The sequence below is a fragment of the Streptomyces sp. NPDC060000 genome, from assembly GCF_042737375.1.
Lineage (GTDB): Bacteria > Actinomycetota > Actinomycetes > Streptomycetales > Streptomycetaceae > Streptomyces.
Genome location: NZ_JBHWUU010000138.1, coordinates 1 through 13,567, shown reverse-complemented (window position 1 = coordinate 13,567; position 13,567 = coordinate 1). Strand labels below are relative to the sequence as shown.

The following is a 13,567-nucleotide window of genomic DNA, read 5'->3' as shown; positions in this document are numbered from 1 at the left end:
CCCGGAAGGGGCCTTGTCCACGATTTCCCCCACTCTCGGCTGCGCTCGAGCGGGGGGACCCCCGGACGTGCTGAACAGTCCACACCGGCGCATGATCGCTGATGCCCGTGACCTGGTCTGTGCCGGGCCGCGCGGTAGCGTCTTCCCGTGGGGATCGAGAGCGACCAAGTCGTTTACGAGTATCTGAGCCGGGTCGGCGATGTCGCGCAGCAGCGGCAGTTGTCGTCGGCCACGCGGATGCGGCTCGTCTCCGAGCTGCGCGACGAGATCGACCGGCGCCGGGCGAAGGCGGCCGTCGACTCTCCCGCCGCCGTCCGCCGCATCATCGACCGTCTCGGCAGTCCCGACGACCTCGTCGCCGCGGCGGCCGACCGCGGCGGTGACGTGCCGCAGCCGCAGCCGCAGTCGCAGACACCGGCGCCCTCCGTGCCCGTACAGCGCGACCGCGAGGAGGAGCCGGAGCGGCCGAAGGGGATCCGGCGGGTCGTGCCGCGGCCGCGGACCGGCGCGCCGCCCCCCGCCGCTGCTCCCTCGGACGTACCGTCCCCGCCGCACCGCGCCCCCCTGCACGAGCTGGGCGACAGCCGCGAGACGCCCGACTGGTGGCTGAACGAGCCGACCCCGCTGGGCATCGGCGAGGACGTGCCGGGGTTCGTCGGCGGTGTGGAGATCCCGGACCTGCTCAAGCTCCCGCCCGCCAGGAAGCCGGAGCAGGAGGAGACGGAGGGGGAGGGGCCGGTCGCGGGGGAGGCGGCAGAGGCCGAGGGGGACGGCCGCCCGCGTCGGCGCCGGCTGCGGCTGCGGCGGTCCGCCGGGGAGCGGGCCCGGTGGAGCAACCCGCTGCTGCTGATCGCCGCCGGCTGTCTCGTGGTCGGCGCGGTGCTCGGGAACTGGTACGGGCTGATCCTGGGGTGGCTCATCGCCTACGCCTCGCGCCGGCTGACCGAGCGGGAGACGAAGGTCGCCGTCATGGGGCTGCCGGGGCTCGCGATCACGGCGGGGCTCGTGTGGCTGTGGGGGCGGTCCGAGGGGCGCTGGGGCGACCCCATCGCCGAGGGGCACATGAACGACGCCGTCGCCCAGACCTGGCCGTGGGTGATCCGGGCCGCGGCCGTGGCGTCGGCGCTGTTCCTGGTCTGGCGGTCACAAAAGCCGAGGTAGGAAGGTCGTACCGGCCGGGCAGAATGGGCCGCATGACGTCACCCCGGCTCACCGTAGGTTTCGACCTCGACATGACCCTCATCGACTCCAGGCCCGGTATCCGGGCCACGTATGCGGCGCTCGCCGAGCGGACGGGGACGTACATCGACGCCGATCTGGTGGTCACCCGGCTCGGGCCGCCGCCCGAGACGGAACTGGCCCACTGGTACCCGGCGGAGCGGGTGGCGGCCGTGGCCGACCTGTACCGCTCGCTGTACCCCGAGCACGGCGTCACCGGCGCGACCGCGCTGCCCGGCGCCCGGGAGTCGATCGCGGCGGTGCGGGCGGCGGGCGGGCGGGCGATCGTCGTCACCGCCAAGCACCAGCCGAACGCCGAGCTCCAGGTGGAGCACCTGCGCCTCGGCCCCGACGCGGTCATAGGCGACCTCTGGGCCGAGCAGAAGGCGCGGGCGCTGCGCGAGCACGGCGCGAGCGTCTACGTCGGCGACCACGTGGGCGACGTACGCGGCGCGCGTGCCGCCGGGGCGCTGTCGGTCACCGTGCCGACCGGGCCGATCGGTGCGGAGGAACTGCGGACGGCCGGTGCGGATGTCGTGCTCACCGATCTCACCGAATTCCCCGCGTGGCTCTCCGGCCACCTCGAGGCCTACCCGGCCGCACCCCGCGCCTGACGTCGGCCCGCGGCGGCCGACCGCAGGACGCCGGCGCCCGCGATGAGGAATCCGACGCCCATGAGCATGCTCAAACCGAACATGTATGTCGGAAAAGGCGTCGTTCCGAGCAGAAACGGGGCGACCGTGACCAGTGTGGCCACGGCGCCGACGAAGAACACGATGGCACCGGCACGGATCAGTCGGTCACCGGGAGCGGCGGAATTCGTTTGGGTTTTGTCACGCACCGGACCAGGGTAGTTCCCTGCGCGAAGGAACGACCGGGGGACGTCTTGTCACCGGCCCGAAGACCACTAGCCTTGGTACCGGCGGGTCGTGGTCGACCCGCCCGACTGCTATCAAGAGCCGTTCAGAGCTGTTTCGCAGTGGGACAAGCAGCTTTCCGACGAGTACGAGGACGAGGACAGACGTGCCTACCGGCAAGGTCAAGTGGTTCAACAGTGAGAAGGGCTTCGGCTTTCTCTCCCGCGACGACGGCGGTGACGTCTTCGTCCATTCCTCCGTCCTTCCTGCCGGAGTCGAGGTCCTGAAGCCGGGCCAGCGAGTGGAGTTCGGCGTCGTCGCCGGACAACGCGGCGACCAGGCACTCTCGGTCGTGATTCTCGATCCGACCCCTTCGGTGGCCGCCGCCCAGCGCAAGAAGCCCGACGAACTGGCCTCCATCGTCCAGGATCTGACCACCCTCCTCGAGAACATCACCCCGATGCTCGAGAAGGGCCGTTACCCGGAGAAGAACTCCGGCAAACAGATTGCCGGTCTACTGCGCGCGGTAGCCGATCAGTTGGACGTCTGACCGGTACCGGACGCCGGTAAATCGGTATCCGTCACGGGCGTTACGGAAAATCGAGCGCTCCCGGGCCGAGGGGCGGCAACAGCCCCTCGGCCGCCGCACGCGTCAGCAATCCGCGCACCGCCGCATAGCCGTCCTCGCCCAGGTCCGCCGTGAACTCGTTGACGTACAGACCGATGTGCTGGTCCGCGACCGACGGATCCATTTCCTGCGCGTGTTCCATGACGTACGGGCGGGAGACCTCGGGAGCGTCCCGGGCGGCGCGTACGGAGGCGCGGATCGAGTCGGCGAGCAGGGTCAGAGCCCGCCTTCCCAGCGCGCGCTTGGCGATGATGGCGCCGAGCGGGATCGGCAGACCGGTGGTGGACTCCCAGTACTCGCCCATGTCCGCGAGCTTGCGCAGCCCGTAGTCGCGGTAGGTGAAACGGGCCTCGTGGATCACCAGGCCCGCGTCGACCTTGCCGTCCCGCACCGCCGGCATGATCTCGTGGAACGGCATGACCACGATCTCGCCGACGCCCCCCGGGACGTTCTCCGCCGCCCAGAGCCGGAACAGCAGGTACGCCGTCGACCTCTCGCCCGGCACGGCGACCGTGCGACCGGTCAGGTCCGCACCGCCGAGAGCGCGGGAGGCGCCCCCGGTCGCGGCCTCCCTCGTCAGCACCAGCGGGCCGCAGCCCCGGCCCAGCGCGCCCCCGCAGGGCAGCAGCGCGTACTCGTCGAGGACGTACGGCAGCACCGCGTACGACACCTTCAGCACGTCGAGCTCGCCCCGCTCGGCCATGCCGTTGGTGAGGTCGATGTCCGCGAACGTCACGTCGAGCCCGGGCGCGCCCGGTACCCGGCCGTGGGCGAGGGCGTCGAAGACGAAGGTGTCGTTGGGGCAGGGCGAGTACGCGATCTTCAGCAGGTCACCGGTCATGTGGGTTCCAACTCTCCAGGACGGGGGTGAGCTTCCCGAAGGCCTCGGTCAGGGCGGCGAGCGCCGCGCCGATGCGCCAGGCGTCGCGGTCGCGGGGGCCGACGGGGTTGGAGACCGCGCGGATCTCCAGCACGGGCACGCCGTGCGCGGCGGCGGCCTCGGCGGCCCCGAAGCCCTCCATCGCCTCGGCGAGTGCGCGCGGGTGGAGCGCGCGGAGGGCGGCGGCCCGGGCGGCGGTGCCGGTGACCGTCGAAACGGTCAGAACGACGCCGGTACGGGCCCCGGTGGCGGCCGCGGTCTCCCGTACGAGGGATTCGGGCGGACGGTGGGTGACGGTGCCGAAACCCAGCTCGGTGACGGGCAGAAAGCCGTCGGCGGTCTCGGCGCCCAGGTCGGCGGCGGTGATCTCGTCGGCGACGACCAGGGAACCGACGGGGGCGGCGGGCGCGAAGCCGCCGGCGATGCCCGTCGAGACGACGAGGCCGTAGGGCGTGTCCCGCAGCGCGGCCACCGTGAGGGCGGCGGAGACGGAGGCGGCGGCCAGGGCCGGGCCGACCCCGGCGGCGAGGAGGTCGAAGGCCCCGTGGCGGTGCAGGGTGACACCGGGCAGCCGGACCGTGACGTCCCGCACGACGTCCCGCGGCCGGGCGCCGCCGCCGGGCTCCGGCAGCGCCCCTGCCACCGCGTCCCGTTCGGCGGGGACCGCGGTGGCCACGAGGATGCGGGTGCGGGACGTGGTCAGTCGTCCTTCTTGAGCTTGAACGACCACAGGCCCGTCACCGACTGGCTGTTCTTCTTCCCGTCGCCGGCCTTGATGGAGACGAGGGTGGAATTGCCCTGGGCGCCGTACTGGGCGTTGAAGAACACGCTGCCCGGAATCGTGCGGTAGGTCTTGTCGCTGTCCTCGGTGAGCGGCTGACCGTTCATCAGGATCGTCCAGCGCTTGTCGGCCACGTCGGGGTCGACGCCGAAGCGGACGGTCTCGTCCGGGTCGACGGTGATCGACTTGATGTCCTTGTCCGCGAGGCACTTGGTCAGCGCGGCGGCCTGGAGGGTCTTGCCCTCCCCGCCACAGGTGGCCTGGGCGCTGACCGAGTCGCGGCCGACGGTGATCGTGGACAGTGGCGTCGGCTTGTCGCAGGCCGACAGGACGAGCAGTCCGGCGGAAACGGCGCCGGCGGCGGCGACGACGCGGCGGCGTCGCGCGACGCCAAGTACATCAGCGGCTCCGCCGCGGGGCATCGTGGTCATGGCGGAAGGCTATCGGGCACGCCCAGCCGTCCCCTTACGTGGGGTGCGGCGTGGCTGTGTGTCACACCACGCGGTTACGCCACGCGGGGCTTCGCACCGCTCCCGTGCCGCACCGAGGCGAGCAGACCGCGGACCGTGGCCAGCCAGCCCAGCGCGACCACCGCGGCGGCCACCGACAGGCCCAGCGCGCCGTTCAGCGGCATCACGATGCCGACCGCGCCGCCGAACACCCAGCACACCTGGAGCAGCGTCTCCGAGCGGGCGAACGCCGAGGTGCGCACCAGCTCCGGCACGTCCCGCTGGATCAGCGCGTCCAGGGACAGTTTGGCGAGGGCCTGCGAGAACCCGGCGACCGCCGCCATGCACGCCACCAGGAACGCCCCGAAGAACACCGCGGCCGTGATGGCGGCGCCCAGCACGACGGCGAGGACCGTCACGATGATCAGCTCCGGGGCCTTGGAGTGCAGCCATGCCCCCACCGCCGTGCCGAGCGCGTTGCCCACGCCCGCCGACACGGCCACCATGCCCAGCGACACGGCCGCGCTCTGCCCGGTCAGCGGGTGCTCGCGCAGCAGGAACGCCAGGAAGAAGGTCAGGAACCCGGACAGCCAGCGCAGGGCCGCGTTGGCGCCGAGGGCGTGGGTGACGGCGATGCCGACGGTCCTCAGGCCCGGGCGCTTCACCGGGTGCCGGTGCGGGCCGTGCAGATGCTCCTCGTCGGCGGCGAGCAGCGCCACCGCCTCGCCCTTGCCGGAGTCGACCTTGCGGGGCAGCGAGAAGGACAGGAACGTACCCGCCATGAAGATCAGGAAGGCGCCGTAGAGCGGATAGCGCGGCCCGAGGGCCTGGAGCCCCGCCCCGACGGGCGCGGCGATCCCGGTGGCCAGAAGACCGCCGAGGGTGACCCGTGAGTTGGCCTTGACCAGCGAGAACCGGGGCGGCAGCAGCCGGGGCACCACGGCGCTTCTGACCACCCCGTACGCCTTGGAGGAGACGAGCACGCCCAGCGCGGCCGGGTACAGCTCGATGCTGCCGGTCGCGACGGCCCCGGACAGCACCAGCGCGAGGAGCGCCCGGGCCAGCATGGCCCCGGCCATGGCGGCGCGCCGGCCGTGCGGGAGCCGGTCGAGCAGGGGGCCGATCACGGGGGCGAGGACGGTGAAGGGGGCCATGGTGATGGCGAGGTACAGCGCGACGCGGCCGCGGGCCTCGTCCGTGGGCACGGAGAAGAACACGGTGGAGGCGAGCGCGATGGTGATCATGACATCGCCCGCGCCGTTCACGGCGTGCAGTTCGATCAACTTGCCGAGGCCGGACTCGCCGGCGCCGTGCGCGTGCGTGGCCTTCCTGATCCCGCGGGCGGTGCCGGTGAACGGGAAGTGCAGGGCGCGGCCGACCGCGCGGACGGACCCGCTCATCCGGCCCGAACCGCTCACCCTGCTCCTCCCCCTGTTCCCCTTCGCCGCACCGATCCCGGTGGCGCCCTGGGGTGTCCTCGCGGCTGCCACCCCGTCATAGTGCCCCGGAAAAGCGGTACGTAGTGCGGTTCCCGCGCGTATGGGCGTGTGATCGTCGGCGCGCCGGGCCGGTCCGGAGGGCTTTCGGCGGCGGCTCGGCGGCTGCTCGGCGGCGGTTCCACAACGGTTCCACGGTGGTTCCGCGGTGGTTCGGCGGTGGTTCCGCGGTGGTTCGGCGGTGGTTCGGCGGCTTATGTGGGCGGGAAACGTCCCGTCGGTGTAGGCCGAGCGTCCGCGAGCAGGTAGCGTGCGTAGCGCGCCGTGGCGATTGTTCTCGGCCGCGCGCCTCCCGGCCATCCCGCAGAATGGATGACAGCAGGTGCGCCCGAGCGCGATCGGGCGCGGACGTCGACGCGGCCCTCCCCCAGTGCTTGAAGAGCCTGGGAGGTACCCCCAGCCGCTCCGTTCGCACCCGCCGCCTTCAGGCCGGCGCACCGAGAGACGGCGTAGGAGAGAAGCGATACCTGTGAGCGCAGCGACCACGCGAAGCCGCACCCCCGACCGCCTGTGCGCCGAGGCCGTCGACCTCGCACGCGCCGCAGCCGAGGAGGCAGCCGCCCCCGGTGTGGTCGGCGAGCATGTAGGACTGCTCTCCGAGGGCGACCGGGTGGTCACCCACTACTTCGAGTGCAAGGAACTGGGCTACCGGGGCTGGCGCTGGGCGGCGACCGTGGCACGGGCCTCACGCGCCAAGACCGTCACGCTCGACGAGGTGGTCCTGCTCCCCGGCCCGGACGCCGTCCTGGCCCCCGAATGGCTTCCGTGGAGCGAGCGGCTGCGGCCCGGCGACATGGGCCCCGGCGACCTCCTGCCCACCGACGCGGAGGACCTGCGTCTGGAGCCCGGCTACACCGGCGAGGACGATCCGCGGCTGCAGCCCGGCTACTTCGACGTGGACGAGCCGACGCCGAACTCGCCCCTCTCCGAGGAGATGGCCGAGCTGGCGGAGGCGGAGGACGCGGAGGTCACCGCGTCCCCGCCCGCGGCCCTCCCGGCGGCTCCGCGCCGGGGCACCATCGCCGCGGTCGCCGAGGAACTGGGCCTGCGTCGCGCCCGGGTCCTCTCCCGCTACGGCCTGCACACCGCGGCCGACCGCTGGGAGGACGGCTTCGGCCCCAAGACGCCCATGGCCCAGGCGGCCCCCGCGTCCTGTGTGAGCTGCGGTTTCCTCACGCCCATCGGCGGCTCCCTCGGCCAGGCCTTCGGCGTCTGCGCCAACGAGTTCTCCCCGGCCGACGGCCGGGTGGTCTCCCTGGCCTACGGCTGCGGCGGCCACTCGGAGGCGGCCGTGATGCCCACCCCGCCGCGGCCGGCCCCGCCGGTGATCGACGAGACCCGGGTCGACCCGTTCCCGCTCCGCCCGGCACCGGACTCGGGCTCCGTACCGGAGGCGACGGACGCCGACACGGCGGAACTGGGCCACTCCTAGGCCGTCCCCGCTCAGCCCCACCGGGACCCGGGACCCGGTGCCGCCGGCCCCTCGGGGCTCGGGACCGGCTCCCGGCGCAGCCCCCTGGGCCGGGCGGGACCGCTCCCGGCCCAGCCCCGAGTCCCTGGGGCCGGCCCGGTGCAAGCCCTTGGGCACGCCCGGTGCAAGCCCTTGGGTCTGTTGGGCCGCTCCTGGTGCCGGCCGGCTCCCCGGGTTTCCGGGGCCGCTCCTGGCGCAGTCCCCGGGTCGTCCTCGGGGCCGTGCTCGGGGTGCGTGTGCACATGCGCGTCGGCCAACAGGTCGGCACCACCTGGTGGACGGGGCCGCTGCCGGAGCCTCCCGGGGTCGCTCCCAAGCCGTCCGGGGCACCCTCGGGTTCGCTCTCAAGCCGGCCAGGGGCACCCCCGGGGTCGCTCCCGAGCCGTCCGAGGGTCCCCTCGGGGTCGCTCCCAAGCCGTCCGAGGTGCCCCCGGGTGCCTTTCCGGGGTCATCCTGGGCTGTTTTCCCAGGTCCCGGGGCCGCCGTTCCCAGGTCCCCGGGGCGCCGTTCCAGGGTGCCCAGGCCGCCATCCCCGGTGCCTCCCGGCGGTCGGGCCGGGGCTCGGCACGGCTTGCGGTCGGGTGAGGCCGTAGTCGTTGTGTGATTGTGATGCGGGGGTCGGCCGGTGCGCGGGCCCGCTCCACGTCCCGTTCTGCCGTCACTCCGCCTCGCGGTACCTTCGAGCCCACGCCGATGATGGAGAGTGAACGTGAGCAAGTTCGTGCGGCCTGCACCCGAGGGCGCCGACCCCTTCGGCACGGCCCGCCTGCGTCGCGGAGTGCTGGACGCCTGGGCCACGAGTCCCGCCCGTTTCCGGGAGGACGCCAACGCCGAGGAGGATCTCGTCCTCGGCGGGTACCGGGACCGGCTCGTCGTCGAGCTCGCACAGAACGCCGCCGACGCCGCGGCCAGGGCAGGGGTGCCGGGCCGGCTGCGGCTGACCCTCCGGGACGGTGTCCTCGTCGCCGCCAACACCGGCGCGCCCCTGGACGCCACCGGAGTGGAGTCCCTCGCCACCCTCCGCGCCTCCGCCAAGCGCGAGGAGCGGCAGTCGGCCGTGGCCGTCGGGCGGTTCGGTGTCGGCTTCGCCGCCGTCATCGCCGTCACCGACGAGCCCGCCGTCGTCGGGCGGCACGGCGGGGTCCGCTGGGACCTGGCCGAGGCCCGCTCGCTCGCCTCCGAGACCGCCCGGCACAGCCCCGGCCTCGGCGACGAGATCCGCCGCCGGGACGGACATGTGCCCCTGCTGCGGCTGCCCTTCGCCGCCCAGGGCACCGCTCCCGACCCGTACGACACGGCCGTGATCCTGCCGCTGCGCGACACCGCCGCCGCCGACCTCGCCGAACGCCTCCTGACCGCCGTCGACGACGCCCTCCTCCTCGCCCTCCCGGGTCTGGAAGAGGTCGTGATCGAGGTCAACGGCGACGCGCCGCGCGTCCTGAGCCGCGCCGCCGACCCGACCGACGACGCCCTCACCGTCGTGGCGGACACCCGGGACGGGACCACCCGCTGGCGGGTCGCCGCCGCGCACGGCTCCCTCACGCCCGACCTCCTCGCCGACCGTCCGGTGGAGGAGCGGCTGCGCCCCCACTGGTCGGTCACCTGGGCCGTACCGGTCGACGACGACGGTTCGCCCGCCCGGCCCCGCACCACGCCCGTCGTGCACGCCCCCACCCCCAGTGACGAGCCGCTCGGCGTCCCCGCCCTGCTCATCGCCTCCTTCCCGCTCGACACCACCCGCCGGCACGCCGCCCCCGGCCCGCTCACCGACCACCTCGTGCGGCGCGCGGCGGACGCGTACGCCGAACTCCTCGCCGGGTGGCGGCCGGTGGGCGCCGGGATCATCGACCTCGTGCCGGGCCCGCTGGGCCAGGGGGAGCTCGACGGGGCGCTGCGCCAGGCCATCCTCGAGCGGCTGCCGCGCACCGCCTTCCTGCCGCCCGCCGTCCGGCCCGTACCCGTGGACGCACACGGGGACGGACTCGGGGACGGACTCGGGGACGAGGGCGAGGACGCCGTCGGGTTCCCGGAGGCCCTGCGCCCCCGGGACGCCGAGGTCGTCGAGGGCGCCGGCGCCGACACCGTGAGGGTGCTCGCGGAGGTGCTGCCCACCCTGCTGCCCGCCGGCCTCGAACGGCGCGCCGAGCTGCGCACACTGGGCGTCGCCCGGGTCCCGCTCGCCGACGCCGTCGACCGGCTGGCCGGCCTGGAGAAGGACCCGCAGTGGTGGTACCGGCTCTACGACAGCCTGGCCGGCGTCGACCCGGACCGGCTCTCCGGACTCCCCGTACCCCTGGCCGACGGGCGGACCACCATCGGCCCCCGCCAGGTGCTGCTGCCCACCCCGGACGGGGCAGGACCCGACCCGGAGATCCTCGCCCGGCTCGGCCTCAAGGTCGCCCACCAGGACGCGGCGCACCCCCTCCTGGAGAAGCTCGGCGCGCTGCCCGCCACCCCGCGGGCCGTGCTGACCACCCCGCAGGTGCGGGCCGCCGTCGCCGCGTCCATGGACGACGACGGCGGCGCCTGGGACGACCAGGACACCCCGGACGCCGAGGAACTCGCCGACACCGTGCTCGCGTTGGCCCGCGACGCCGGACTGGAACCCGGCGACGAACCCTGGCTCGGCGCCCTCGCGTTGCCCGACGAAGAGGGGGAACTCGTCCCCGCCGGTGAACTGGTACTCCCGGGCAGCCCGTTCGCCTCCGTCATCCGGGAGGACGAACTCGCCCACGTCGACGCCGAACTGGCGGACCGGTGGGGCGAACAGCCCCTGGCCGCCTGTGGCGTCCTCGCGAACTTCGCCCTTGTCCGCGCCACGGACGTCGTCCTCGACCCGGACGAACTGGAGCCCCGCGAGGGGGACTTCGCCGAGCCCGACGACGCGGGGCTGCTGGACGCCGTCGACGTGTGGTGCGAGGACATTCTCGACCGTTTCCCCGACAGCCCGGTGCCTCCCGTCGCCACCGAGCTGGTCGCCGTCCGCGACCTCGATCTCGTCGACGAGGACCGCTGGCCCGAGGCGCTCGCGCTGCTCGCCCGGCCGCCCCTGCGCGACGCCCTCACCCAGCCGGTGCGGATCCTGCTGCCGGACGGCACCCACGAGGTCGTACGGCCGTACACCGCCTGGTGGCTGCGCGGGAACCCGGTGCTCGACGGCCGCCGCCCGGCCGGTCTGCTGGCGGCCGGCGGGGACCCGCTCCTGCACGGCCTGTACGAGGAGGCCGACGCCACCGGCTTCGACGACGAGCAGGTGCTGCGCGCCCTCGGCGTGCGGACCTCCGTGGCCGCGCTGCTCGACGAGCCCGGCGGCGCCGCCGAGCTCCTCGACCGCCTCGCCGACCCGGAACGTCCCGTCACCGGCGCCCAACTGCACGGGCTGTACGGCGCGTTGGCCGAACTGGATCCCGAGCGGGTGACCCTCCCGGACGAGCTGCGGGCCGTCGTCGACGGACGGGTCGAGGTCGTGGACGCGGCCGACGCGGTGGTGGTCGACTCTCCCGACCTGCTCCCCTTCACACAGGGCGTCCCGCTGCTCCCGGTACGCCCGTCGCGGGCCGCCGAACTCGCCGAGCTGTTCCAGGTGCGCAGACTCAGCGAGTCCGTCACCGGCGAGGTCGACTCCGAGGGCGCCGAACACGACGTACCGGAGTCGGTGCGGGCACTGCTCGGGCCGCGCACGCCCGCCGTCTACGTCGAGCACGACGAACTCGTCGTCGACGGCGTGGAGATCGACTGGCGGCTGACCGGCGACGGCGTCCTGCACGCGGCCACCCTGGAGGGCGTCGCGGCAGGCCTCGCCTGGGCGGCACGCCAGTGGCCCCGCCGCTTCGAGGTCGCGGCCCTGCTGGAGGACCCGTCCAGAACAGCGGAACTGGCCCGCGACCGCTGGTTCGACTGAACGTGAAACGGCCGTTCCTCCGGAGAGGGATCCGGCGGAGCGGCCGTCCGACTTGTCCGGTTCTGGATCCGGCTAGTCGGCCTCCCGCTCGGTCAGGAACGTGATCAGGAGGGCGAACAGGTGGTCGACCGCCGGCTGCTGCTGGCTGTCCGTCAGCGATTTCCAGTGCCGGAGCCCGGTTCCCGGAATGGCGTCCTCGATGACGAGCGGCATCCACATGAAGCTGCTCTCCTCACCCTTGCGGGCGAGCAGCCACTCGCGAAACCCGTCCAGCAAGTTCCCGGAGGTGCCCAGGTCGAGTCCGGTGAGGAACATGGCCGTCGGGTAGTACGAGCCGTCCAGACCGAACAGTCCGGGCCGGTCACGGATCTTCTCGATGAGTTCTCTGTCAGTCACGGTCCGCCTCAGAATCCGAAGTCGATGTCCTCTTTGTAAGTCCACTCGCCTTTGTACTCGGGGATGATCTCGCCGGCCTTCGGCGTGAAGCCGTCGTAGACGCGATCGTTGAACACCACGACTGGTCAATACGAAGAAGTCGGCGTGGCCGGACAAGACTTGGAAGAAGAGGCACCTCGCCGCCGTGTCGACCAACGGTGATCTGCGTTGGTATGCGGGGAACGGCAAGGGCGGTCTGGCGGTCAGCAAGAGCATGTGGCCGACGGTCTAGGCCTCATGCAGCGCGCCGTAAGGCGAACGAGGGCCGGTTTCGGACGTTCCGGGACCGGTCATCGCGCAGAAAAACCAGCCTCAGCATGTACAACCATCCGCCCCCACCAGGTATCTGATCACTTGAGTCAAGAGACTCCACGATCACTTTGGGTGCCGGATGCTACGACGAGCCGTGCGAACGGCCACCGTCCGGGCCCCTCTCCTCAGGGGGAACGCAATGCGCATACGAGCCACCGTGGCCGCCGTCACCGGCGCCCTGGCCCTGTCCGCCTTCGCCGTGCCGGCCGCACAGGCCACCGGCAGCGACTCGCACAACCCCGTCGACACCCTCAAGGCCCTGCACGCGGCCACCTCCGGCAAGAGTGCCTTCACCGGTGCCACTCCCGCCGACACCGGCACCCCGTACGCGCTGGACGCCAAGTTCGGCAACGTCAAAATCAACGGTGGCAAGCCGATCGTCGCCGGCACCAGCGGCAAGGTCACGGTCCCGGTCACCTTCACGGTCACGCACGGCGCGGGCGTCGACATCTTCGCGGACGACACCGACCTGGACCTCGTCATCTACCGTGGCAGCTCGTTCGAGGACGCGGACAACCTCCTCGTCGGCGAAGACTGGCCGGCCTGCACCAACAGCTCGGCCACGGTCGCCTCCTGCAAGGGGACCATCGAGGTGTTCCCGGCCGAGGCGCTGTACAACACCGATGCCACGGTCTGGAAGGCGCTCGGCTATGTCATCGACTGGAACGACGTCGACCCGCGCTCCGACGACATCGACTGGAGCAAGGTCGGTTACGCCGAGGGCGACGCCCTGGCCACCACCAAGCTCCAGCGGCTGTCCAAGCTGACGGTCAACGCGGCGCCGGAGCCGGTGAAGAAGGGCAAGACCATCACCGTCACGGGCAGCCTGACCCGTGCCAACTGGGACAGCGGCAAGTACACCGGTTACGCCGGCGTCTACGCGCAGCTCCAGTTCCGCAAGAAGAACTCCACCACCTACAGCACGGTGAAGTCGGTCAAGACCACCGCGACCGGCGGTCTGAAGACCACCGTCAAGGCGGGCGTGGACGGCTACTACCGCTACGTCTTCGTCGGCACCTCGACCTCCCCGGCGGTCAACGCCGCGGGCGACTTCGTCGACGTGAAGTAAGCACGCCGACAAAGCGCACGCGGGTACCGAGACAGAGCGCCGAGACAAGACGCCGTAGGCAGAGCGGCCG

Annotated in this window: 12 protein-coding genes; 6 read left to right on the top strand and 6 right to left on the bottom strand. The window is 72.8% G+C overall.

Annotated features, from left to right (window positions below):
* Positions 1-147 precede the first annotated feature (147 nt).
* Both ACFWBB_RS41135 and ACFWBB_RS41130 read left to right on the top strand, forming a co-directional pair.
* Entirely contained in the window at positions 148-1,161 is a 1,014-nt protein-coding gene (locus ACFWBB_RS41135) for a hypothetical protein (protein ID WP_385283974.1), read from the top strand.
* A gap of 23 nt (positions 1,162-1,184) precedes the next feature.
* The gene (locus ACFWBB_RS41130) at positions 1,185-1,832 is read left to right on the top strand and encodes an HAD family hydrolase (protein WP_385283971.1); all 648 of its coding nucleotides are present in this window, start codon (positions 1,185-1,187) and stop codon (positions 1,830-1,832) included.
* Here ACFWBB_RS41130 and ACFWBB_RS41125 read toward each other — a convergent pair.
* Entirely contained in the window at positions 1,808-2,059 is a 252-nt protein-coding gene (locus ACFWBB_RS41125; protein ID WP_385283968.1) for a hypothetical protein, read from the bottom strand. The genes ACFWBB_RS41130 and ACFWBB_RS41125 overlap by 25 nt on opposite strands.
* A 182-nt stretch (positions 2,060-2,241) precedes the next feature.
* Here ACFWBB_RS41125 and ACFWBB_RS41120 point away from each other — a divergent pair, with 182 nt between their 5' ends.
* Positions 2,242-2,625, top strand: coding sequence for a cold-shock protein (locus tag ACFWBB_RS41120; RefSeq protein ID WP_385283965.1), 384 nt, complete (start codon positions 2,242-2,244; stop codon positions 2,623-2,625).
* A gap of 40 nt (positions 2,626-2,665) precedes the next feature.
* Here the strand turns inward: ACFWBB_RS41120 and ACFWBB_RS41115 are convergent, their stop codons facing one another.
* From ACFWBB_RS41115 to ACFWBB_RS41100, 4 genes are all read right to left on the bottom strand, one after another.
* Complete coding sequence (locus tag ACFWBB_RS41115; RefSeq protein WP_385283963.1) at positions 2,666-3,544, bottom strand: 1,4-dihydroxy-6-naphthoate synthase; 879 nt, start codon at positions 3,542-3,544, stop codon at positions 2,666-2,668.
* On the bottom strand, positions 3,534-4,259 hold the full coding sequence (locus ACFWBB_RS41110; RefSeq protein ID WP_385283960.1) for a futalosine hydrolase: 726 nt from the start codon (positions 4,257-4,259) through the stop codon (positions 3,534-3,536). Before ACFWBB_RS41110 ends, ACFWBB_RS41115 begins: the two co-directional genes overlap by 11 nt.
* A gap of 23 nt (positions 4,260-4,282) precedes the next feature.
* The gene (locus ACFWBB_RS41105) at positions 4,283-4,795 is read right to left on the bottom strand and encodes a DUF2771 domain-containing protein (RefSeq protein ID WP_385283957.1); all 513 of its coding nucleotides are present in this window, start codon (positions 4,793-4,795) and stop codon (positions 4,283-4,285) included.
* Between the two features lie 74 nt (positions 4,796-4,869).
* The gene (locus ACFWBB_RS41100; RefSeq protein WP_385283954.1) at positions 4,870-6,303 is read right to left on the bottom strand and encodes an MFS transporter; all 1,434 of its coding nucleotides are present in this window, start codon (positions 6,301-6,303) and stop codon (positions 4,870-4,872) included.
* A 475-nt stretch (positions 6,304-6,778) separates the two neighbouring features.
* Between ACFWBB_RS41100 and ACFWBB_RS41095 the strand changes: the two genes are divergently transcribed.
* Complete coding sequence (locus ACFWBB_RS41095) at positions 6,779-7,741, top strand: DUF3027 domain-containing protein (protein WP_385283951.1); 963 nt, start codon at positions 6,779-6,781, stop codon at positions 7,739-7,741.
* Between the two features lie 748 nt (positions 7,742-8,489).
* The gene (locus ACFWBB_RS41090) at positions 8,490-11,681 is read left to right on the top strand and encodes a sacsin N-terminal ATP-binding-like domain-containing protein (protein WP_385283949.1); all 3,192 of its coding nucleotides are present in this window, start codon (positions 8,490-8,492) and stop codon (positions 11,679-11,681) included.
* Positions 11,682-11,753: 72 nt separating this feature from the next.
* Here the strand turns inward: ACFWBB_RS41090 and ACFWBB_RS41085 are convergent, their stop codons facing one another.
* A complete protein-coding gene (locus tag ACFWBB_RS41085; RefSeq protein ID WP_385283946.1) occupies positions 11,754-12,077 on the bottom strand; it encodes a hypothetical protein in 324 nt (107 codons plus the stop codon).
* Positions 12,078-12,567: 490 nt separating this feature from the next.
* Between ACFWBB_RS41085 and ACFWBB_RS41080 the strand changes: the two genes are divergently transcribed.
* A complete protein-coding gene (locus tag ACFWBB_RS41080) occupies positions 12,568-13,497 on the top strand; it encodes a hypothetical protein (protein ID WP_385283943.1) in 930 nt (309 codons plus the stop codon).
* Positions 13,498-13,567 lie beyond the last annotated feature (70 nt).

Excerpts from the sequence above, each read along its gene's own strand:
- ACFWBB_RS41115 (WP_385283963.1), bottom strand. The coding sequence starts at position 3,544 with ATGACCGGTGACCTGCTGAAGATCGCGTACTCGCCCTGCCCCAACGAC.
- ACFWBB_RS41105 (WP_385283957.1), bottom strand. The coding sequence starts at position 4,795 with ATGACCACGATGCCCCGCGGCGGAGCCGCTGATGTACTTGGCGTCGCG.
- ACFWBB_RS41080 (WP_385283943.1), top strand. The coding sequence starts at position 12,568 with ATGCGCATACGAGCCACCGTGGCCGCCGTCACCGGCGCCCTGGCCCTG.
- ACFWBB_RS41130 (WP_385283971.1), top strand. The coding sequence starts at position 1,185 with ATGGGCCGCATGACGTCACCCCGGCTCACCGTAGGTTTCGACCTCGAC.